Below are 21386 nucleotides of genomic sequence, written 5' to 3' on the forward strand. Positions count from 1 at the left end.
GGGACCGAGGGGATTCATGCTGCACAGCCCGCTATTGCTCCAACTCGTCATCATCCTGGTCACCGCGCGCGCCTGCGGTTTGCTGCTGCGCTACTTCGGCCAGCCGGCGGTCATCGGCGAGATGGCCGCGGGCATCCTGCTCGGGCCGATCGTGTTCGGCGCGCTGTTTCCGGAATTCCACACGGCGCTGTTCGCCAAAGAATCGCTGCCGGGCCTGTCGTCGCTGTCGATGCTGGGGCTGGTGCTTTTCATGTTCATCGTCGGCGCCGAACTGCGCGCGCCGGACGGCGTGCGCGCGCAGCTGAAAGCGGCCGGTGCGGTCGGCGCGCTGGGGGTGCTGCTGCCGATGGCGCTCGGCGTCGGCATTTCGCCTTGGCTGTACCCGACCTTGGCGCCGGCGGGCGTGGACTTCTGGCCGTTCGCATTGTTCATGGCGGCGGCGATGTCGATCACCGCGTTTCCGGTGATGGCGCGGATCCTGAAGGATCGCGGCATGACCCAGACGCGGCTCGGCCGGCTCGCGCTGAGCTCGGCGGCGATCGCCGACGTGTTCGCCTGGATCGTGCTCGCTTTCGTGGTGGCGCTGATCGGCTCGGGCGAGGGTTACCTGGGTTTCGCCAAGACCACGCTGGGACTGCTGGCGCTGTGCGCCCTCGTATTCGGCTTGCTCAAACCTTTGTTCGCGCACCTGCTGCGCGCGCACGCGCCGAACGGACAACCTTCGCTGATGCTGCTGGCGGCGATGCTGATCGCCCTGCTCGTCTGCGCTGCGCTCACCGAATGGCTCGGCCTGCATGCCGTATTCGGCGCCTTCCTGTTCGGCGCCTGCCTGCCGCGCGACGATCGCCTGCTGCAATACCTGTCCGAACGCGTCGAATACCTGGCGGTCGTGCTGCTGATGCCGATCTTCTTCGCGCTCGCGGGCTTGAACACGACCGCGGACGCTTTCGCCGGCGCCGGGCTGGGCGCGCTGGCCCTGATCCTGTTCGCGGCCATCTTCGGCAAGCTCGCCGGCGGCGCGGCGGGCGCAAGGCTGACCGGTTACGGCTGGCGCGAAAGCCTGGCGACCGGTTCTCTGATGAATGCGCGAGGCCTGATGGAACTGATCGTGATGAAGGTCGGCCTGGATGCCGGCCTGATCGGCCCCGAACTGTTCACCATGCTGCTGGTGATGGCGCTGCTGACCACGGTGATGACCGGACCGCTGTTGAACCTGTTCGCCGGCCGCGCCCGCGACGCCGTCGTGCCGCAGGCGCGGCGCAACGGCAACGCCTGATCCGCCGCCGGTTCACTTGTTCGGCGGCGGGACCGGCGTGCCGTATTGCGCCGGCGGCGGATTGGCCACGTAAATCGCCAATCCGTACGCGTATTTCTGGCTGGGGCTGATGCTGACGCCTATCCCGCCGCTGCTGAAGCTGCTGCCGCCGACACGGCCGCCGCCCGCGCCGACGCCGACGCTGCTGCCGCCATAACCGTCTTCGGTGCCGGTGAACAATACGCCGTTGGCGCCGAGCTTCGCGGCTTCCTTGCGCAGCTTGGCGATCACCGAATTCATCTTGTTCTGTTCGCCGTAAGTGAAGGCGCCGCTGCCGGTCTGCAGGCGCGCAATCTCTTCGTAGGGACCCGGCGGCGCGGAAAAATAAACCCGCACCTGGGCCGGGTCGATCGGCGGGCGCGGGCGTCCGGTGACCAGTGCGGAACTGGCGCAGGCGGCCGCCGACAGCGCGACGACGGCAATGGCGAAGGCGTGGGACAGGCGCATGGCGGCAGCCTCAGGATGGCCTGCGGCGATCATCCCGCGCTTCGGCTGAACCGATCGTCACCGCATGGCCGCGGTTGCTGAAGCGTTCAAGTCATCGCGCCGTCGACGCCGATCACCTGCCCGTTGACGTAGCCGGCCGCATCCGAACACAGGAAGGCGACCAGCGCGGCGACTTCCTCGGGCGCACCGGCGCGGCCCGCCGGCACGAGTTGCTTGACCGTTTCGGGCGGGAATGCCGCCTCCGCCATCCGCCCCGCGATCACGCCGGGCGCCACCACATTGGCGGCAATGCCGCGCGAAGCCATCTCCCGCGCCAGCGACTTGGTCGCGCCGTGCAGGGCGGACTTGGCCGCCGCGTAATTGGCCTGGCCGCGGTTGCCGAGCACCGCCGCGACCGACGACACGCTGACGATGCGTCCCCAGCGCGTGCGCGCCATCGGCAGCAGCAGCGGCTGGGTGACGTGGAAGAAGCCGTGCAGCGAAACGTCGATCACCCGCTTCCATTGCGCTTCGGTCATGCCGGCCAGCGGCGCGTCGTCGTGGATGCCGGCGTTGTTGACCAGGATCTGGATAGGGCCATCGGCCAGCAGCGTTTCGATGCCGGCGCGCGCCGCTTCGCCATCGGCCACGTCGAATGCGATCGCTTGTGCGCTGCCGCCGTTGGCGACGATATCGGCGACGACCGCTTCGGCGCGTTCGCGGTTCGCATTCGCATGCACGATCACGTGCGCGCCGTCGACGGCGAGCCGGCGGCAGATCGCACCGCCGATATCGCCGCTGCCGCCGGTGACGAGCGCACGTTTCATAGTCGTATTCATCCGGCAATCCTAACGGACCCGTAGCCCGGGTGGGGCCGCACGCGATACCCGAGGCCTCGCGAAAGCCCCGGGTATCGCCTGCGGCCCCACCCGGGCTACGTCTCTTGCAGCATGACCGCGGCGCGGCCTTCGGCCAGCAATTTTCCGGCATGCAGGATGCGGAACGCATACTGCTGGCTGGTTTCGGCCTCGGCCAGCACTTCGGCCTCGCACTCGAGCGCGCCCGGCAGATCGTCGATGCGCGCGACGTGCAGCGCCACGCCGCGCAGCGCCACCAGCAGACCCGGTTTGGCCGCGCCGCTTGCGCACAGGCCGCCATGCACCGCCATCGCCTGGGCGCCGTATTCGCACAGATGCACGGCGCGCAGCAAGCCGCCCGAACGCAGCGGATGCGCCGGGTCGCGATGGTTGTCGGCGCGCAGCCGGATCCGCGTCGCGTCCCATTCCAAGACTTCGTCCCACAGGCACATCGCGCCCTGGTGGGGGATCATTGCTTGGATTTCGTCGCGTCCTATCATGCAACTTCGACCCTCAATCCAATGGCAGGAGCGGCTTTTGTGGGAGCGGCTTCAGCCGCGAGCTTTTCACGGATCCCGCGAAAATCGAGATCAAGAGCTCGCGGCTGAAGCCGCTCCCACAAAAGCGGTTGGCTGGCGAGACACCAGCAGCGCCAGCGCGAAATTGAACGCCACGCCCAGCGCGACCGTGCTGCCGATCGCGCGCAGCACCGGTATCGACGACAGCGCCAGCAGCGCGAACACCAGCAGGGTCATCAGGCTGCAGACGATCAGCGCGTGCAGCGTGCGCAGCTGGTCGGCGTAATCGTCGCCGGCGTGGTCGAAGAACAACGCATAGTCCAGGCCCAGGCCGGCGGCCAGGATCAGCGCGACCAAGTGGAACAGGGTCAGCTCCACGCCGAGCGCGCGTAGTACCGCCACGATCAGCAGCGTGGTCAGCGCCATCGGCAGCAAGACCCGCAATACGCGCCGCGGCGAGCGCAGCGCGATCCATACCGTCCCCGCCAGCAGCAGCGCGGCGATGCCGAGCGCGGCCAGCACGCGGCTGCGGTAGGTCGCGACCAGCGATTCGGACGCGTCCTTCAAGTCGAGCAGCTGCGCGCCGCGGGCCTGCGCCGCGCGCGCCACCGCGGCGGGATCGGTCAGTCCGCTCAGCGATACCAATGCGGTGGCGTGGTCGCTGCTGACCAGCAGCAGGCCGGCGACGCTGGTGGCCAGCGGCGTGCCTTCGAGATCGCGCGGCGCCAGCGGCGGCGCGCGTTTTGCCGCGGCGACGTCCGCGACGAATTCGTCGAAAGCGTCGGCGCGGAACGGGCTGGCGGCGACCGCATCGACGAGCGTCGGCCCGAGCGTCGCGGCATCCGGCAATTTGCCTTGGCGTGCGCGCTGGATCTGCGCGCTCGGCAGATAACGCGCGGCCATGTCGTAGCCGGCGATCGCCTTGTCGGCGACCAGGCGGTCCAATGCCGGACGCAACTTCTCCGACGCCTGCAGCACGCTCTCGGCGTCGCGTCCTTGCACGGTCATCACGTAGCGCACGTCGGGCGCGCCGAGCGCATCGCGCAACTGCGCGTCGCGCGCCAGCGCGTCGGCCGGCACCGGCGTCAGCTTGGCCAGGTCGTTCTGCCAGAACGCGCCGGGCGCGAAGGCGGCGGCCGCCGCTGCGACCAGCGCGACCGCGAGCAGCGACCAGCGCGGACGCGGCAGCCGCGCGACCTGCGCCCACATCCGCGCCAGCAGGCGCGAATCGGCGAAGTCGCGAGGCGCGGGGTCGATCAGCGCCGGCAACAGGAACCGCGTCGCCAACGCTGCGGTGGCGAGCCCGGCGATGGTGAACACCGCCAGTTGCTTGAGGCCGTCGACGCCCGAAAACAGGAACGTGAAATAAGCGATGCAAGTCGAAGCGACGCCGGTGGCGAGCGTGGGCCACAACGCGCGCGCGTTGGCTTTCGGCGACAGGCCGGGGCGCTGGTGGCTGAAGAGGTGGATCGGATAATCCTGCACCACGCCGATCAGGGTGAAGCCGAACGCGACGGTGATGCCGTGCACGCCGTCGAACAGCGCCGCGACCGCGCCGAGCCCGGCCAATCCCGCGCTGGCCAGCGGCAGCACGCCCAGCAGCGGTATCTTCCAGCTGCGGTAGGCGATCCACAGCAGCAACACGAGCCCGATCGTATCGACGGTGCCGATCCATTGCGCCTCGCGCTGCGTGCGCCCGCCGATCTCGACCGAGAACGCGCCCGGCCCGCTCAACAGCAATTGCGTATCGCTGCCGCCACGCGCCTTGGCGAAAGCGTCCTGGATGGCATCGACCGCAGCCTGTTGGCCGGTCGGATCGAAACCGGCCGCGCGCGTTTCCGCGACCAGCAAGGCGCGCTTTCCGGCGCGATCGAACCAGACGCCGTGCAGGCGTTGCGGCGCGTGCGCGGGCTGCAGCGTGTCGGCGATCTTCAAGGTTTCCAAGGTAGGGTCGGCGCCGACCAACGGTTCGATCAGCGCCGCCGCAGGCGAGCCCAGATCCTGCACGCGCGCTTCGAGCTCCTGTTGCAGGTACGCGCGATCGTAGGCTTGCGTGTCCAGCGTCGGCGACAATAGGTAACGATAGGGGCGCAGCCGCTCCGGGATCGCATCCAGGCCCGCGTCGCCGCCGTTGGCGACCATCGTGAACAACGGCTGCGCCGCGAGTTGTGCGCGGATCGCGTTGGATTGCGCCGCCAGCGCCTGCGCATCGGCGCCGTCCAGCCCGATCAGCAGCAACCGCGAACCCGGGCCCTCGCCCAATTCGTCGATCAGCAGCTTCTGCGCCGGCGTCTGCGCGCTGGGCATGAATTTGCGCAGGTCGCCGCTGAGTTGCAGGCGCTGCCCGATTGCCCAACCGGTGACGGCCAGCAATGCCAGCCACAGCAGCGCCAGCATCAGGCGCGCGCGCGCGCTCATCGCCGCATCACTGCGCGGCGCCACGGCATAGCGCGGTCAAGGCTTCGGGCGTCGTGGCGCCGGCCGAAGCGCGCGCGGCGCCCGCCAGCAGCGTGCGCTGCGTTTCGTCGCCCTTGGCCGGGCGCGTCTCGATGCAGCGCAATTCGGCGCCGCGGCCGTACAGGACGATCTCGCGGACCTTGGCGGCGAGCTGCGCGTCCTTGGGCGACAACGTCATCGTCCATTGCTGGTGGCTGCCGGCGGCGGCGACGCGATAGAACTTTTCCAGCGTGGCGCGATCGCCCGACAGCATCGCGCCGAAGCTGGCTTGCAGGCCGGCCAGTTCCGGCACCCGCGCCAGCGAGAAGCGGCGCGGCGACTTGCCGGCGCGGGCGATGGTCGCCTCGCCGGCGCGAATGGTGGTGGTTTCGGCGTACGGCGCGCGCACTTCGCGCACCAGCGTGTCGGCGTCGGGGCGCGCGTATTCGCCGCTCAGCCGCAACGGCTGCTTGAGCAGCTTGGAGCCGCGCAGCTCGACGAAGTCGGTGCGCGTCGGCGCCGGCCGCGCCAGCTTCTGCAGGATCCAGCCCGCATCGACCGGCGCTTCAAGCGCGGTGCATGGCGCGCTGCTGGCGAAGGCGACGGCGAGCAGCGTCGGCATCGCCTGCCAGATGCGCCTGCGACGCGTGTAGTTCCTGCTCGCTGCCTTCATCGTCGTGCTTCCAGAAATCGTAGAAGTTGAACCAGTTGTAGGGCGCGGCGCGCGCATGGTGCTCGAGCCGCTGCGCGTACCGCGCGACGCATTCGGCCAGCGCCTGCGGGCGGTTATGCCGTTCTATCGTTATCCCGTCGCTGAACGTCTCGAACACCAGATCGTAGCGGTTGCCGCCGCGATACAGCCCGAACGCCAGCGTGACCGGCACCTGCAGCGCCGCGGCGATCAGCCAGGGCGACGACGGGAACGCCGCCGCTTCGCCCAGGAACGGCGCCCGCAGCACGGTCTCGCCCGGATACACGCGATCGGCCAACAAGGTCACCATCGCGCCCTGGTCGGTGGCCTGCTTGATCGCCAACGTCACCGCCAGGCCGCCCTGCGCGGCGTCGATCACGCCGGCGGCGACCCGGGGGTTCAACGCTTCGAGCAGTTGCGTCATCGCCGGCGTCTGCGATTTGTCGAGCACCGCGCGCACTTCGATGTCCGGACGGCTCTGCGCCAAGCCGCGCAAGGCCTCGAAACTGCCCAGGTGCGAGCCGATCAGCAGCACCCCGCGCCCCTGCGCGATCTGCGCATGCACCTGCTCGATGCCGCTGACGCGGATATCGAAGCGGCTCAGGTCGCGATCGCCGAGCAGGTAGATGCGGTCGAGGATGGTCGCTGAGAAAGTGTGGATGTGGCGCGCCGCGTCGAGCAGCGTCGCCGGCCGTCCGAGCGCACGGCCTAGATAGGCGCACGATGCGCGCCGCTCGGGCCCGCGCTTGATCAGGAAGTACAACGTGATCGGATACAGACAGGCGCGCGCCACTGCGCGGCCGAGATAACGGCCGATGCAGCGGATCACCCAGATCGCGAAACGTCCGCCGCCTTCGGGGCGTTGCCGCCATGCCGTGCTCACGCGATCGCGACCTCGCCGCTGGCGATCAGCGCGTCGCCGCGCAGGATGCGGAACCGCCAGCGCGGCGCATCGGCCTGCAATTCGATCGTCGCGGTCTGCTCGGGCAGCAGCGGCTGCACGAATTTGACCTGCGGCAGGCGCAACGCGCCGAGCGGCGCACCGGTGTTTTCGATAGCCTCCAGCACCTTGTCCAGCAGCACTACCCCGGGCACCACCGGACGGCCGGGAAAATGCCCCGGCAGGCTGGGGTGGCCGGCGGGGATGCGGAATTCGAGGCTGGCGACGGCGGGCTTCATGGGCGCAAGCATGGGCGGGCGCCATGAACGCCGCAAGACCGGCCGGTTCAGCGCAGGAAATCCCGCCAGAAGGCCGGCCCCAGCCCCCGCAGCTTGCGCAGGAAATCGGCGAAGTTGTGGTAACGGTCGGGAAAGCGGCGCTTGCGGATGGCGAACTCGATGGCGAAAAAACCGCCAATGAGTCCGTAATTGAACACATTGGCGAACCAGGACCATTGCGTCTGGGTGATCGTCACCGGCGCCTGCACCCCGAACTGGGCCAACAGGCCGTCGGGCACCGCGATCAGCGACAGCACTAGATTGACCGCGGCCAGCAGCCCCAGCGCCCAGGCCCAGGCCGCGGTCAGATGGCGGGTATAGCGCAGCAGCGCCGCGGGCGCGGAACCGCCTTCCAGCGCCATCACGATCTTGCTGATCAGGGGCGTACGTCCGGCGGCCAAGCTGCGGCCGAACACGAAAGCGACCAGCACGATGAATGCCGTCGGCGCCAGCAGCAGCGGCACCTGCGTGTAGGGCGAGCGCGCCAGCCAGGCCAAGCCGGCCAAGCTGGCGGCGAGGGCCAACCAAGCCCAAAACCGGCGCTGCGCCAACGGTGCGATCAGCACCATCAACACCAGCACCGCCATCGCGACTACCGCCAGCGGCCCGTCGTGGCGCGCGCTGGCCACGTGCGCGACGACCGAATAGGCCAGCGCCAGCAGGACTTCGAGGACCAGGATCAAGCCGAGGCTGCCGAAAGAGGTGGGATCGGGCCGCCGCGAACCGGCTCAGGCCGGCTGGTGTTGTTGGATATGCGCCGACAGCGCGCGCAACGATCCGAACGCGCGGCGATTTTCCTCGTTGTCGGACTTCAGCTGGAAGCCGTAGCGCTTGCTGATGGCCAGCGCCAATTCCAGCGCGTCGATCGAATCCAGCCCCAGTCCGGCGCCGAACAACGGCGCCTCCGGGTCGATGTCGGCGGCGGCGACGCCTTCCAGGTTCAGGCTTTCGATCAGCAGTTCGGCGAGTTCTTGTTCGGCTGGGCTTTGCGTGGACATGTTCGGTTCCGTGTGAAGTGCGCCCGATGGCGGCCGTGGAAGGCCGCGGTATCATTTGCGCCTGGCGAAATGATCGCATGGCCCGGCAGTTACCGCGAATGACCCCCATCCCTGAGGACACGGACGTACTGGTGATCGGCGGCGGTCCGGCCGGTTCCACGGCGGCCACGCTGCTGGCGCGCAAAGGCTGGCGGGTCGTTCAGCTTGAGAAGGCCGCGCACCCGCGCTTTCACATCGGCGAGTCGCTGCTGCCGATGAACCTGCCCATCCTCGAGCGCCTGGGCGTGCTGGACCGGGTCCGCGACATGGGCATCTTCAAGCCCGGCGCCGAGTTCCCCGTCGACGATACCAACTACAACACCTTCCGCTTCGAGCGCGCGCTCGATCCGAAATTCCCCTACGCCTACCAGGTCAAGCGCGAGCAGTTCGACCAGATGCTGTTCGAGCACGCCCGCGCCAACGGCGTCGATGCGCGCGAACGGGTCGAAGTGCTGCGGATGGATTTCGGCGGCGACGGCCGCCCGGCGCTGGCCCATGCGCGCAACGCCGATGGCGAAGAATTCGCCATCCGGCCGCGCTACGTCGTCGACGCCAGCGGCCGCGACACCTTCTTCGGCAACAAGTTCAAGCTCAAGCAGAAGAGCGGCAAACACCAGTCCGCGGCGATCTTCAGCCATTTCACCGGCGTCGAGCGCCGTCCCGGCGAGGATGCCGGCAACATCACCGTGCAGCGCTTCGCGCACGGCTGGATGTGGCTGATCCCGCTGCAGAACGACGTGATGAGCGTGGGCGCGGTGTGCTTCCCCGAATACCTCAAGCAGCGCCGCGGCGAGACCGAGAGCTTCCTGATGAAGACGCTGGAGTCCGAGCCGCAGGTGTGGGCGCGGATGCGCGGCGCGCAGCGCGTGGCGCCGGTGCACGTGACCGGCAACTATTCCTACACCTGCTCGCGCATGACCGGGCCGGGCTGGGTGATGGTGGGCGACGCCTACGCCTTCGTCGATCCGGTGTTCTCCTCGGGCGTCTATCTGGGCATGAACAGCGCCGAACAGGCCGCGGAAGTGGTCGACGGCGCGCTGCGCGACCCGGGCCGCGAGCCGGCGCTGCAAAAAGCCATGGAGAAGCGCTTGCGGCGCGGCCTGAAGCATTTCACCTGGTTCATCTACCGCTTCACCACGCCGGTCATGCAACGCTTGTTCAACGAGCCGCGCAACTATTGGCAGATTGAACAGGCGGTGATCTCGATGCTGGCCGGAGACGTGTTCGACAACCGCGCGGTGCTGCGCCGCCTGCGCGCGTTCCGCACGATCTACGCGCTGACCGCGCTGCGGATGGCGCCGTCGGCGTTCCGCGGCTGGCTGCGCCGGCGCCGCCAGGTGGGCGTGGAAGTCAGCGGCGACACGCTGCAACCCGGCAATCCATGAGCGCGCAACCCGACCATCTGCACGCGCCGCGGCTGGACGTCGATTACGTCGACGCCGCTACGCCCGGCGCCCTGCTCGCGCACCCCGACACGCTGGCGGTGCTGGGCTTCGGCCGCGACGCGCCGCACGCGGACGATCCACGCTACCTGCGCGTGCCGCTGCAGCCTTACCTGGGCGCCGCGCCTTTCGAAGTCTGGCGCACGCAGCAGCCGGTGACGCGCGGGCGCGACGGCGAAATCGCTTGGGCCTGCGACGGACGCTTGCAGTTCGGCGTGATCGAAGTGGACGAGAGCGCCTACGCCATCGACGGCAAGGCGGGCATCGTTGCGGCGTCGGCGCACGCCTACGAGCGGTTGACCGCCTTCATCCGCGACAGCGGTTATCCGCATCTGCTGCGCATCTGGAACTATCTGGACGCGATCACGCTGGGCGACGGCGATGCCGAACGTTACCGGCAGTTCTGCGTCGGCCGCGCGCGCGGCCTGGGCGATTTCGATCCCGCCACGCTGCCTGCGGCGACCGCGATCGGCCGCTGCGACGACGACCGCGTGCTGCAGATCTACTGGCTGGCCGCGCGCACGCCCGGCACGCCGGTCGAGAATCCACGCCAGGTCAGCGCCTACCGCTACCCGCGCCAGCACGGCCCGCAGGCGCCCAGCTTCGCGCGGGCGATGCTGCCGCCGACCTACAGCCGCACGCCGCTGCTGCTGTCGGGCACCGCCAGCGTGGTCGGCCACGCCTCGCAGCACGAAGGCGAACTGCTGGCGCAATTGGACGAGACCTTCGCCAATTTCGACAGCCTGCTGGCCGCTGCGCGGCAACGGCAACCCGCGCTGCCCGCGCGCTTCGGCGCCGGCACCCGGCTCAAGGTTTACGTGCGCGACGCGCACGACCTGCCCACCGTCGCCGGCGCCCTGCAGGCGCGCTTCGGCGACAGCGTGCCGCGCGTCCTCCTGCATGCCGCCATCTGCCGCCGCGAACTGTGCGTGGAAATCGACGGCGTCCACGGTTGACGCTCGCCGCTTTGTAGAGCGGAGCTTGCCCCGCTGCCTTTGCTTGGGGTTTGTGGCGACCTGCCGGCCTTTCAGGCCGGAGTTTCGTCCGCTAAAGCTGCGGCCGAGGTGACCTTCGGCAAGCTCAAGGCATGTCTTCTTTTTGTGGACCCAAAAAGAGAAATCGCCAAAGAAAAAGGGGGTTTGGAAGGGATTGCGGCGAGCGGCTCCCCCGTGTGCTTGGCCTCCGTCGCTTCGACATTGAGATTCGAGGCGATCGACCCGAACGACTCCTTAGCGCAAATCCGCAAAAGCCGCGTCACCCATCCGCTACGAATCAAAATCTAGTACCTGCGTAAGAAGGTCATCCACGACGAAAGCTTAGGCCGCTGGCGGACTTTCAGGTGCGAGGCATCGCACCGCAGTTCAGGCCCTTTCTTGGGTTACTTTCTTTGGGCCAGCAAAGAAAGTGACCCGCGCGCAGCGCGGAAGCCTTTGTCCGTGGCGCGAGCCGCAGCGCAAGCGGCGAGGACGCGGGCCTGGATCCCGGCCTTCGCCGGGATGACGGCTTAAGGGCAAGGGCAAGAGCAAGATGGGTCCCAGCGTTCGCTGGGATGACGGCTTAAAAAAGCAAACGGCATTAAAGCAAACGGCCTAAGAGCAACAGCAGCAGAGCAAGCTCCGCTCTACAGAGCCGGAGCAAGACAAGGGCAGCCGAGCAAGCTCTGCTCTACAGAACAGAGCAAACACGCCGGACCCCGGCATGCGCCGGAATGGCGGCGTGAAAGGATTAGAGCAGCGGGGCGAACCCACTCTACAAAGGCCGACGGTATTGAACGACGCAGGGTTGCCCGCATACTGCCGAGTACGGCGATCGCGCCGATCGAGAGGAACCGAAAATGGGGCTGTTCAGTCTGCTGTGGGGCATCCTGGCGATGCTGTGGATGGTGCTGGCGCTGATCCCGGTGATCGGCATCACCAACTGGTTGCTGATCCCGTTCGCCGCCATCGGCGCGCTGATCGCGGCGATCGGCATCGCGCTCACGTCGCCCGGGAAGCGCGGCCGTGCCAAGGCCGGCCTGGTGCTCAACGGCATCGTGATCGTAGTGGCCGTAGTGCGGCTGAGCATGTTCGGCGGCCTGCTCTGATCGCAGAGAGCCATAGGCATACAGAAGCGGACCGGCACCCGGTCCGCAGACTCGAGCATGAAGCATGCCGGGCGCATGCCCGGCGCGATCGCGCGCGGTTATCGGCGCCAATGCGGACCGTACCGGCCAAAACGTAACATCCCTGCAACGCCATAACGCAGTGCAGCAAAAGCGGGCCAAAGAACCGCATCGCCCAGCACGGGGCGCCCTCTTGTTTTTCACGCGAAACGGGGAGCACACTCGGCCGGCGAACACCGCAACCCCCTGTTTGCGACACGTCGCCGCCATCGCGCAAAGCGGTGCGCGAACCTTTCACGCCACCCCCGGGGAAACAAACATGAGGACTACCATCGCAGGCTGCGCATTGCCAGGCTTGTTGCTCGGCGTATGTTTCGCAGCGACCGCAGCAACACCGCAGCATTCTGCAGTAGACGCCAAGACCGGCAAGCTGTTGCGCGCGCCGACCGCGCAAGAACGCAGCAGCATGGCCAAGACCGTCGCCGCCCGGCAACGCACGCTGAAGCAGCCGCGCACCGAAGCCGAAGCCAAGCCCACGCTCAGGAACACGCCCAACGGCACCGGCGCGACGATGCAGGTTCCGACCAACCTGTGGAGCAGCCTCGCCGTGCAGAGGGATGCGCAAGGCAACCTGCGCGTGCGCGAATACGAAGGCAACGAGCCCGCACCGGTCCTAGACGCGGAGGAAGTGAAATGAAAAAGTCACTCCTACTGCTGAGCACCGCCATCGCGCTCGCGCTGTCCGTTTCTGCGCAGGCCGCCGAAGTCATCCCGGTAGTGTTCGACGATCCGGGCGAAGGCTATAACGATCCCACTCCCGTCGCGCCCGTGGGCGGCAATCCGGGCACCACGCGCGGACAGCAGCGCCTGATCGTCGCGCAGTTCGCCGCCAAGCTCTGGGGTTCGGTGTTGCAGAGCGATGTGCCGATCTTCGTCGGCGCGCAGTTCAATCCGCTCGGTGCGAACGTGCTCGGTTCGGCCGGCGCGAGTTTCGTGTTCGACGATTTCGCGCCCGGCATCGTGCCCAATACCTGGTACAGCTCGGCCCTGGCCGATGCGATCGCCGGCGCGGACCTGAATCCGGGTTTCACCGACATCGGTTCGCAGTACAGCTCCGACTTCGATTTCTATTACGGCCTCGACGGCCAGACCCCGGCCGGGCAGGTCAATTTCCTCGACGTGGCGATGCACGAGTTCGGCCACGGCCTGGGTTTCCAGAACTTCGAGAACGAAGCCGCGGGTACGTTCCTGCAAGGCCAGCAGGACATCTACTCGGTCTTCACCTTCGACAATACCCAGGCCAAGTTCTGGACCGCGATGACCGTCGCCGAGCGCCAAGCCTCCGCGCTCAACTACGGCAAAGTGGTGTTCACCGGCGCCAGCGCCGTCGCAGGCGCGGGCCTGATCCTCGACGACCGCACGGCGTTCCGGGCGACCGCGCCGGCCGGCCTGGTCGGCGAATACGAGTACGGCACGGCCGGTTTCGGCGCGCCGGTTTCGCCGAGCAACTTCACCGGCACGGTCATCGTCGCCACCGACGCGGCCGACGCGGCGGGTCCGTCGACCACCGACGGCTGCAGCCCGATCAGCAACGCAGCGGCGGTCGCCGGCAAGATCGCGTTGATGGACCGCGGCACCTGCGGCTTCATCGTCAAAGTGAAGAATGCGCAGAACGCGGGCGCGATCGGCGCGATCATCGCCGACAACGCCCCGGGCACGCCGCCGCCGGGATTGGGCGGCGCCGATCCGACCATCACGATCCCATCGATCCGGATCACGCTGGCCGACGGCAACGCGTTCAAGGCGGCGATGCCGGGCGTGCAGGTCACCTTCACCGTCGACCCGACCAAGCTGCAGGGCGCCGACGATCTCGGCCGTCCGCGCCTGTTCATGCCCAACCCGGTGCAGGGCGGCTCGTCCGGTTCGCATTACGACACCGCGACTTCGCCCAACACGCTGATGGAGCCCTCGATCAATGCGACGTTGCTGTCGACCTACAACATCGACATCACGCCGAACCTGCTCAAGGACACAGGCTGGACGCTCAACGACGGCAACGCCAAGATCGGCGGAACCTGCGATACCGGCGTGGACGTGGTCAACGACGTGGGCATCATCATCGGCGCCAACATCCAGGCGTTCGACGACCTGTGCCGCACCTACGCCAACGGCGGCCGCGCCAAGTACATGCGCTGCATGACCGACCACAACAATCAGTTGAAGCAACTCGGCCTGATCGACCGCAACCAGCACGTCGCCGTGCGCGCTTGCGTCGCCCAGACCGCGCCGTAAGCCTTGCCGCCCGTTGCGCGGCAACCGACCGGCGCCCTCGTGGCGCCGGTTTTTTAGGGTCGGCGGCGACAGGCGTATCATGGCGCCATGAGCTATCCCCACTCCCGCATGCGGCGGATGCGCCGCGACGATTTTTCCCGCCGGCTGATGCGCGAACACGTGCTGACGGCGAACGACTTCATCTATCCGGTGTTCGTGCACGAGCTGTCCGGACGCGAGGCGGTACCCTCGATGCCCGGCGTGTCGCGCGTGAGCGTCGACGAGTTGCTGCGCGTGGCCGAGCAGGCCAGCGAGCTGCGCATCCCGGCGCTGGCGCTGTTTCCGGTGACCGCGCCGGACGCCAAGTCGCTGGACGCCGCCGCGGCCTGGGCCGACGACGGCCTGGTGCAGCGCGCGGTGCGCGCGCTCAAGCAGCGCTTCCCGGAACTGGGCGTGATCACCGACGTCGCGCTGGACCCGTACACTTCGCACGGCCAGGACGGCCTGGTGGACGACGCCGGCTACGTGGTCAACGACGGCACCGTCGAAGCGCTGGTCAAGCAAGCGCTGTCGCACGCCGCCGCCGGCGCCGACATCGTCGCGCCCAGCGACATGATGGACGGCCGCATCGGCGCGATCCGCATCGCGCTGGAAGAGGAAGGCCACGTCAACACCCGCATCCTGGCCTACGCGGCGAAATACGCGAGCAGCTTCTACGGCCCGTTCCGAGATGCGGTCGGCAGCGCCGGCGCGCTCGGCAAGGGGAACAAGTACACCTACCAGATGGATCCGGCCAATTCGGACGAAGCGCTGCGCGAAGTCGCGCTCGACCTGGACGAAGGCGCCGACATGGTGATGGTGAAGCCGGGCATGCCCTATCTGGACATCGTGCGCCGGGTGAAGGACGAATTCGGCGTGCCGACGTTCGCCTACCAGGTCAGCGGCGAGTACGCGATGCTCAAAGCCGCTTACGCCAACGGCTGGCTGGACGAACGCGCCTGCACGCTCGAAGCGCTGACCGCGTTCAAGCGCGCAGGCGCCGATGGCGTGCTGACGTATTTCGCGCTGGATGCGGCGCGCTGGCTGAAAGAAGACAGCTGACACGCGGCACCGACCATGTCCTCTGCAACGCCCGCCATTCGCAACGCCACTCCGCAAGATGCGGCGGAGATCGCGCGCCTGTCTGCGCAATTGGGCTATCCCGCGTCGCCGGAAACCTTCGCTGCGCGGCTGCAAAAACTACTCGAGTCGCCGCGGCATGCGGTACTGGTCGCGGCCGAGGGCACGCGGCTCAGCGGCTTCGTGGCCACCGAACAGCGCATGTCGCTGGAACTCGGCGAGCGCGTGGAGATCGTCGCGCTGGTGGTGGACGCCGGCGCCAGGCGCACGGGCGTGGGCAAGGCCCTGGTCGCGGCGGCGGAGCAATGGGCCATCGATATCGGCACGCCGGACGTGTTCCTGCGCTCCAACATCCTGCGCCAGGAATCGCACCCGTTCTACGAAAGCCTCGGCTACACGCGCACCAAGACGCAGCACGCGTACACCAAACCGCTGTAGGGCGAGCCCTGGCCCACCCTACGTGCAGCCGTTTTTGCCGACGGCGTTCGGCGCGCGTACCCGGTAGATGTCCATGCCGCCGGCTTTCGGCGCCTTGGCCGATCCGCTCACCAGCATTTCGCCTGGCTTGTCGGCGTCGAGCACCGGGCCGAGCGTGTAGCCGTCCGCCGTGTTGAACGACAGCGTCCACGGCGCGGAGCCAGCATAGGCCTTGCCGTCGCAATGCGCGACCAGCAGCCGGATCGGCTGTTTTTCCACGTCGTCGGACTGCGCGTAGACGATGGTCTTGCCGTCGCCGACCCAGGCCGCATCGAACTCGTCCGCCGCCGTGTTGACGCCCGGCACCGGCTGCGGATCGACGAACGCCTTGCCGTCCCAGTGCGCGACCAGCAAGTCGTGGCGGCCGGCGCCGCCGAAGCCATCGCTGGCGAACAACAGGCGCTGGCCGTCGCGGCTCGGCGTCGGCGCCCATTCGTCGCCCTTGCCGTTCACGCCGGGGCCGAGATTCTCGGGTCGGCCGAAGCCGCCGTCCGCATCGATGGCGACGCGATACAGGTCGTCGCCGCCGAAACCGCCCTCGCGGTTGGAGAAGAAATAGAGCCACTTGCCGTCCGCGCTGAGAAGCGGATCGAAATCGTTGGCCGTGGAATTGACCGCCAGCGGTTGCGGATCCGACCAGCGGCCTTCGGTCAGCCGCGCCTGCCAGAGATCCCAGCCGCCGGCGCCGCCCTTACGGTTGGTACTGCCCCATACGATGCGCCGCCCGTCCGGGCTGACGCTGGCGCGGACTTCACTGTCCCGGGTCGACACTACGCCCATGCCCTCGATGCCGAATTCGGCGAAACCGGCGCTGGCGGCGGCCGGGAGTAAGATGGCCATTGCGGCGAGCGGTAAGCGTTTCACCGATAAAACCCCTGGTTCCGGTCGTTTGTCCCCAGTCTAGAGCGAGTCCTCGGTATGGCGATACCCCGTTTTGCCGTCCTGGCGCATCCTGTCGCGCATTCGCTGTCGCCGCGCATCCATGCCAGTTTCGGCCGGCAGATGTCGATTGCGCTGGACTATTCTGCGATCGACGCCACGGCGGAAGAATTCGGCAACGCGCTCGGCGCATTCGCCGCGTCGGGCGGCGTCGGCGCCAACATCACCCTGCCGCACAAGCAGCGCGCGGCAGCGGCCTGCGACACGCTCAGCGAACGCGCGCGGCGCGCCGGAGCCGCCAACACGCTGACCCGCGGCGCGACCGGCTGGCACGGAGACAACACCGACGGCGTCGGCCTGGTGCGCGACCTCACCGGCCGGCATGCGTTGGACCTGCGCGCGCGGCGCACGCTGCTGATCGGCGCCGGCGGCGCGGCGCGCGGCGTGGCGCCGGCGTTGCTGGATGCGGGCATCGGTGATCTGTTCATCGTCAACCGCACGCCCGAGCGCGCCGATGCGCTGGCCGATGCGCTGGAACAGCCCGGGCGGGTGCATCCGCGCTATCTCGACGACCTCAAGGCGCTGGGCGAATTCGACCTGATCGTCAACGCCACGTCGGCCGCACGCGAAGGCGCGATGCCGGCGTTGCCGATGTCCCTGGCCGGCGCGCGCACGGCCGCCGTCGATCTCAGCTACGGCGAAGTGGCGATTCCGTTCCTGGCCTGGGCCCGCGCGGCGGGCGCGCACGACGCCATCGATGGCCTGGGCATGCTGGTGGAACAGGCGGCGGAAAGCTTCGCGCTGTGGCACGGCGCGCGCCCGGACACCGATCCGGTGTTCGCCGAGCTGCGCGAGCACCGCGCCGCGCTGGTCACCGCGGACTGAGCGCGGAGATGGACTGCCGCGACGGCTGCGGCGCCTGCTGCATCGCCCCGTCGATCACTTCGCCGATACCCGGCATGCCGTTCGGCAAGCCGGCGGGCATTCCCTGCGTGCAGCTGGACGACGATTACCGCTGCCGCTTGTTCGGCAGGCCGGAGCGGCCGAAATTCTGCGCGTCGCTGCGTCCGCAGAGGCCGATGTGCGGCGAAGATCGCGCCGCGGCGTTCGCCATCATCGATGCGCTGGAGATCGCGACGCGGCCAACCGCGCTTTCGTAAGAGCGGCTTCAGCCGCGAGCTTTTGCAGACCTCGGAAGCTAGCCGCGTAAGAGCTCGCGGCTGAAGCCGCTCTTACGAAAAGCGGTTACGCCCTGCGTTCTGCCAGGTACTGATCCTTCATGCGCACGTAGTGCTGCGAGCTGTAATACAGCGCCTCGATCTCGGCTTCGGTAAGCCGACGCGCGAAGCGACCCGGATTGCCCAGCCACATCTCGCCCTCGCCGACGACTTTGCCGGGCGCGATCAGCGCGCCGGCGCCGACGAAGCCGTGCTTCTTCACCACCGCGCCGTCGAGCACGATCGCGCCCATGCCGATCAAGGCCGCATCCTCGATCCTGCAGGCGTGGACGATGGCCTTGTGGCCGATGGTGACATCCTCGCCGATCACGGTGGCGAAGCCGCCGAGCTTGGCGTGCGGGCCGTCGTGGCTGACGTGCACCACCGTGCCGTCCTGGATATTGGTGCGGGCGCCGATGCGGATGAAATTGACGTCGCCGCGGATGACGGTACCGGGCCAGACCGAGACGTCGTCGCCGAGCACGGCGTCGCCGATCACGGTCGCGGCCGGATCGACATAAACGCGCTGGCCCAGTTCGGGCAGCTTGCCTAGATAGGAGCGCAGGTCCATTGCATGATTGTAAGCCGCCGACTGGCCTTACACTGCCCGCATGGACCTCGCCGCCGATACGCCCGCCGCCGAACTGCGCCCGACGCTCACCCGCTTGCGCGCCGCCTGGCAGGCCGACAAGCCCGATTACGCCCAGCGCCGCGGCGATCTGGAGCGCCTGCGCCAGGCGGTGAAATCGCGCCTGGACGAGATGGCGCGCACGATTTCCGCCGATTTCGGCCACCGCTCCACGCACGAGACGCTGATCTCGGACGGCATGACCGTGCTCGGCGAGATCGACCATTTGCTCGGCCGCCTGCGTCGCTGGATGAAACCGCAGCGCGTCGGCGTGGGCTGGAAATTCTGGCCGGCGAGGGCCGAAGTGCGGCCCGAACCGCTGGGCGTGGTCGGCGTGATCGCGCCCTGGAACTATCCGGTCAACCTGGCGCTGATCCCGCTGGCCACCGCGATCGCCGCCGGCAACCACGTCTACCTGAAACCATCGGAACACACGCCGCGCTCGGCGCGTTTCCTGCGCGATCTGCTGGCCGAAGTGTTTCCCGAAGACCGCGTCGCTGTCGCGTTCGGCGGCGCGGATATCGCCGCGGAATTCGCCGCGCTGCCGTTCGACCATCTGGTGTTCACCGGTTCCACCGCGGTCGGCCGCAAGGTGATGATGGCCGCCGCGCAGAACCTCACGCCGGTCACGCTCGAACTGGGCGGCAAGTCGCCGGCGATCGTCTGCCCGGATTTCCCGATAGAACTCGCGGCGGCGCGGCTGGCCACCGGCAAATGGTTCAACGGCGGACAAACCTGCATCGCGCCCGATTACGTCTTCATCGACGCGCCGCGGCGCGACGCCTTCGTCGAAGCGCTGCGCGCCCAGGTGCGCGCCCGCTATGCCGGCGGCGATGCGGGCGATTACACGCGGATCATCAACGACGGCCAGTTCCGGCGCCTGGACGGCTATCTCGACGATGCCCGCGCCAAGGGCCTGCAGGTGATCGAACTGTCGCCCGCGAACGGCGGCGAGCGTTCGTTGCCGCCGACGCTGGTGATCGAGCCCGGCGACGACGCCGCCGTGATGCGGGACGAGATCTTCGGCCCGATCCTGCCGATCAAGACCTATCGCGCCTTGGACGAAGCCATCGCCTACGTCAATGCGCACGACCGGCCGCTGGCGTTGTACCCCTTCAGCAACGACCGCAACAGCGTCGAGCTGATCCTGCGCAATACGCTGGCCGGCGGCGTCACCGTCAACGACAGCCTGATCCATTTCGCGATCAACGCGCTGCCGTTCGGCGGCGTCGGCGCCAGCGGCATGGGCGCCTACCACGGCAAGGCCGGCTTCGACGCCTTCAGCAAGCTGCTGCCGATCGTGTGGCAATCGCGCTGGGCCGGCAGCGACCTGCTGAAACCGCCGTACGCCAAGGTCGAACGCTTCATCCGCCTGTTGGTCCGCTAAGCCCCTCCGAGGCCTGCATGAAAATCGCCAGCTGGAACGTCAATTCGCTGAACGTGCGCCTGCCGCATCTCGAACAGTGGCTGCGCGACGCGGCGCCCGATGTGGTCGGCATCCAGGAAACCAAGCTCGAGGACAACAAGTTCCCCGACGCGGTGCTCGCGGGCCTTGGCTACCGCAGCGTGTTCGCCGGGCAGAAAACCTACAACGGCGTGGCCATTCTCGCGCGCGAGCACGCGATCGACGAGGTCTGCATCGGCATCCCCGGTTTCGACGACGCGCAGCGGCGCGTGATTGCCGCGACCGTCAACGGCATGCGCGTGGTCAACCTGTACGTGGTCAATGGCCAGGACGTCGGCACCGAAAAATACGAATACAAGCTGCGCTGGCTCGACGCGGTGCACAGCTGGCTGTCGGAAGAGTTGCAGAAGCATCCGCGGATGGTGGTGCTGGGCGACTTCAACATCGCGCCCGACGACCGCGACGTGCACGATCCGGCGGTGTGGAACGACGGGCACATCCTCACCTCCGCCGCCGAGCGCCAGGCGCTGCAGCGGCTCGCGGGCCTGGGCCTGCACGACGCCTATCGCCTGCATCACGGGGACGCGGGCCAGTTCAGCTGGTGGGATTACCGCCAAGCGGCCTTCCGCCGCAATATGGGCCTGCGGATCGACCTGACCCTGGTGTCCGACGCGCTGCGCGGCACCGCTGCGGCGGCCGGCATCGACCGCGAACCGCGTACCTGGGAGCGGCCCAGCGACCATGCGCCGGTATGGGTGCGGCTGGCGGGTCAGGCCTTGTAGAGCGGAGCTTGCTCCGCTGCTTTTCGTAGAGCCTGCCCCGGACTTGATCCGGGGGTGCGAATTTATTCGCACGCTTTTTATCGGAATAGATCAAGAGCGTGCGAATAAATTCGCACCTAAGAAAGGCAAGGGCAGCGGAGCTTGCTCCGCCCTACAGAACGAGGCACAAAGCAAAAGCCCGGCGATGCCGGGCCTTCGCTATCTCGATGGGCGATGGCGACTCAGCGCACGCGCCCGCGGCGGAACAGGTTGACGATCGCCAGCAGGATGACGGCGCCGATTAGCGACACCACGAAGCTCATGATCGAGAACCCGTCGTTGATCGAACCGGCACCGACCAAGGGGCCGATCAGCCAACCGCCGATGAAGGCGCCGACGATGCCGACCACGACGTTGAGCAGGATGCCCTGCTGCGCGTCTGTCTTCATGATCATGCTGGCGAGCCAGCCGACGACACCGCCCACGATCAACCAGATGATGATGCCCATGCTCCAGACTCCTTGACAGGTGAAGGGTGGTAGCGCTCCCCTGCGTGGGGGCGAACGCCAGTCTGGCGAGCCGTATGTG

At 68.0% G+C, this 21386-nt stretch carries 24 protein-coding genes; 12 read left to right on the plus strand and 12 right to left on the minus strand.

The window, feature by feature from the left end:
• The first annotated feature begins 16 nt into the window (after positions 1 to 16).
• Positions 17 to 1276, plus strand: a complete 1260-nt coding sequence (locus M2650_RS10330) for a cation:proton antiporter (protein ID WP_249473940.1) — start codon at positions 17 to 19, stop codon at positions 1274 to 1276.
• Positions 1277 to 1288: 12 nt separating this feature from the next.
• Here M2650_RS10330 and M2650_RS10335 read toward each other — a convergent pair whose 3' ends face one another.
• From M2650_RS10335 to M2650_RS10375, 9 genes are all read right to left on the minus strand, one after another.
• Entirely contained in the window at positions 1289 to 1762 is a 474-nt protein-coding gene (locus tag M2650_RS10335; protein ID WP_249473942.1) for a hypothetical protein, read from the minus strand.
• A gap of 86 nt (positions 1763 to 1848) precedes the next feature.
• Positions 1849 to 2580 carry a 3-oxoacyl-ACP reductase FabG gene (fabG, locus tag M2650_RS10340; protein WP_249473945.1) on the minus strand — a complete coding sequence of 244 codons (732 nt, stop codon included), beginning with the start codon at positions 2578 to 2580 and terminating at the stop codon, positions 1849 to 1851.
• A 95-nt stretch (positions 2581 to 2675) separates the two neighbouring features.
• Positions 2676 to 3098, minus strand: a complete 423-nt coding sequence (locus M2650_RS10345; RefSeq protein ID WP_249473949.1) for a hotdog family protein — start codon at positions 3096 to 3098, stop codon at positions 2676 to 2678.
• Between the two features lie 90 nt (positions 3099 to 3188).
• The gene (locus tag M2650_RS10350; protein WP_249473952.1) at positions 3189 to 5534 is read right to left on the minus strand and encodes an MMPL family transporter; all 2346 of its coding nucleotides are present in this window, start codon (positions 5532 to 5534) and stop codon (positions 3189 to 3191) included.
• Between the two features lie 7 nt (positions 5535 to 5541).
• Positions 5542 to 6174, minus strand: a complete 633-nt coding sequence (locus M2650_RS10355) for a LolA-related protein (RefSeq protein WP_345779851.1) — start codon at positions 6172 to 6174, stop codon at positions 5542 to 5544.
• Positions 6119 to 7126 carry a lysophospholipid acyltransferase family protein gene (locus M2650_RS10360; protein WP_249473956.1) on the minus strand — a complete coding sequence of 336 codons (1008 nt, stop codon included), beginning with the start codon at positions 7124 to 7126 and terminating at the stop codon, positions 6119 to 6121. Before M2650_RS10360 ends, M2650_RS10355 begins: the two co-directional genes overlap by 56 nt.
• Positions 7123 to 7422 (minus strand): ApeI family dehydratase, encoded by a 300-nt coding sequence (locus M2650_RS10365; protein WP_249473959.1) that lies wholly within the window; start codon positions 7420 to 7422, stop codon positions 7123 to 7125. Before M2650_RS10365 ends, M2650_RS10360 begins: the two co-directional genes overlap by 4 nt.
• 47 nt (positions 7423 to 7469) lie before the next feature.
• Positions 7470 to 8141: a COG4648 family protein gene (locus tag M2650_RS10370; RefSeq protein ID WP_249474383.1), complete on the minus strand. Its 672-nt coding sequence runs from the start codon at positions 8139 to 8141 to the stop codon at positions 7470 to 7472.
• A 48-nt stretch (positions 8142 to 8189) separates the two neighbouring features.
• Complete coding sequence (locus tag M2650_RS10375; RefSeq protein WP_249473961.1) at positions 8190 to 8459, minus strand: phosphopantetheine-binding protein; 270 nt, start codon at positions 8457 to 8459, stop codon at positions 8190 to 8192.
• A 98-nt stretch (positions 8460 to 8557) separates the two neighbouring features.
• Between M2650_RS10375 and M2650_RS10380 the strand changes: the two genes are divergently transcribed.
• From M2650_RS10380 to M2650_RS10410, 7 genes are all read left to right on the plus strand, one after another.
• The gene (locus M2650_RS10380; RefSeq protein ID WP_249473964.1) at positions 8558 to 9883 is read left to right on the plus strand and encodes an NAD(P)/FAD-dependent oxidoreductase; all 1326 of its coding nucleotides are present in this window, start codon (positions 8558 to 8560) and stop codon (positions 9881 to 9883) included.
• Positions 9880 to 10896 carry a chorismate transformation FkbO/Hyg5 family protein gene (locus tag M2650_RS10385; protein WP_249473967.1) on the plus strand — a complete coding sequence of 339 codons (1017 nt, stop codon included), beginning with the start codon at positions 9880 to 9882 and terminating at the stop codon, positions 10894 to 10896. Before M2650_RS10380 ends, M2650_RS10385 begins: the two co-directional genes overlap by 4 nt.
• Before the next feature lie 878 nt (positions 10897 to 11774).
• Positions 11775 to 12023, plus strand: a complete 249-nt coding sequence (locus tag M2650_RS10390; RefSeq protein ID WP_249473970.1) for a hypothetical protein — start codon at positions 11775 to 11777, stop codon at positions 12021 to 12023.
• A gap of 337 nt (positions 12024 to 12360) precedes the next feature.
• The gene (locus tag M2650_RS10395) at positions 12361 to 12738 is read left to right on the plus strand and encodes a post-PEP-CTERM-1 domain-containing protein (RefSeq protein ID WP_249473973.1); all 378 of its coding nucleotides are present in this window, start codon (positions 12361 to 12363) and stop codon (positions 12736 to 12738) included.
• The gene (locus M2650_RS10400) at positions 12735 to 14333 is read left to right on the plus strand and encodes a PA domain-containing protein (RefSeq protein WP_249473975.1); all 1599 of its coding nucleotides are present in this window, start codon (positions 12735 to 12737) and stop codon (positions 14331 to 14333) included. The genes M2650_RS10395 and M2650_RS10400 overlap by 4 nt, the downstream gene beginning before the upstream one ends.
• An 87-nt stretch (positions 14334 to 14420) precedes the next feature.
• Positions 14421 to 15413: a porphobilinogen synthase gene (gene hemB / locus M2650_RS10405; protein WP_249473977.1), complete on the plus strand. Its 993-nt coding sequence runs from the start codon at positions 14421 to 14423 to the stop codon at positions 15411 to 15413.
• Positions 15414 to 15428: 15 nt separating this feature from the next.
• Positions 15429 to 15869, plus strand: a complete 441-nt coding sequence (locus tag M2650_RS10410; protein ID WP_249473980.1) for a GNAT family N-acetyltransferase — start codon at positions 15429 to 15431, stop codon at positions 15867 to 15869.
• Positions 15870 to 15887: 18 nt separating this feature from the next.
• Here the strand turns inward: M2650_RS10410 and M2650_RS10415 are convergent, their stop codons facing one another.
• Complete coding sequence (locus M2650_RS10415) at positions 15888 to 16748, minus strand: TolB family protein (protein WP_249473982.1); 861 nt, start codon at positions 16746 to 16748, stop codon at positions 15888 to 15890.
• A gap of 78 nt (positions 16749 to 16826) precedes the next feature.
• On the opposite strand from M2650_RS10415, the gene aroE reads away from it, so the two are divergent.
• Both aroE and M2650_RS10425 read left to right on the plus strand, forming a co-directional pair.
• Positions 16827 to 17672 (plus strand): shikimate dehydrogenase, encoded by an 846-nt coding sequence (aroE, locus tag M2650_RS10420; protein WP_249473985.1) that lies wholly within the window; start codon positions 16827 to 16829, stop codon positions 17670 to 17672.
• 8 nt (positions 17673 to 17680) lie between these two features.
• Positions 17681 to 17947 (plus strand): YkgJ family cysteine cluster protein, encoded by a 267-nt coding sequence (locus M2650_RS10425; protein ID WP_249473988.1) that lies wholly within the window; start codon positions 17681 to 17683, stop codon positions 17945 to 17947.
• 85 nt (positions 17948 to 18032) lie between these two features.
• Here the strand turns inward: M2650_RS10425 and M2650_RS10430 are convergent, their stop codons facing one another.
• Positions 18033 to 18575 carry a gamma carbonic anhydrase family protein gene (locus M2650_RS10430; RefSeq protein ID WP_249473991.1) on the minus strand — a complete coding sequence of 181 codons (543 nt, stop codon included), beginning with the start codon at positions 18573 to 18575 and terminating at the stop codon, positions 18033 to 18035.
• A 40-nt stretch (positions 18576 to 18615) separates the two neighbouring features.
• Here M2650_RS10430 and M2650_RS10435 point away from each other — a divergent pair, with 40 nt between their 5' ends.
• On the plus strand, positions 18616 to 20019 hold the full coding sequence (locus tag M2650_RS10435) for a coniferyl aldehyde dehydrogenase (protein WP_249473994.1): 1404 nt from the start codon (positions 18616 to 18618) through the stop codon (positions 20017 to 20019).
• Positions 20020 to 20036: 17 nt separating this feature from the next.
• Positions 20037 to 20819 carry an exodeoxyribonuclease III gene (gene xth, locus M2650_RS10440; protein ID WP_249473997.1) on the plus strand — a complete coding sequence of 261 codons (783 nt, stop codon included), beginning with the start codon at positions 20037 to 20039 and terminating at the stop codon, positions 20817 to 20819.
• A gap of 221 nt (positions 20820 to 21040) precedes the next feature.
• Here xth and M2650_RS10445 read toward each other — a convergent pair whose 3' ends face one another.
• Complete coding sequence (locus M2650_RS10445; protein ID WP_249473999.1) at positions 21041 to 21307, minus strand: GlsB/YeaQ/YmgE family stress response membrane protein; 267 nt, start codon at positions 21305 to 21307, stop codon at positions 21041 to 21043.
• Positions 21308 to 21386 lie beyond the last annotated feature (79 nt).

Source organism: Luteimonas galliterrae (assembly GCF_023374055.1).
In the GTDB taxonomy this organism is placed as follows: Bacteria; Pseudomonadota; Gammaproteobacteria; order Xanthomonadales; family Xanthomonadaceae; genus Luteimonas_C; species Luteimonas_C galliterrae.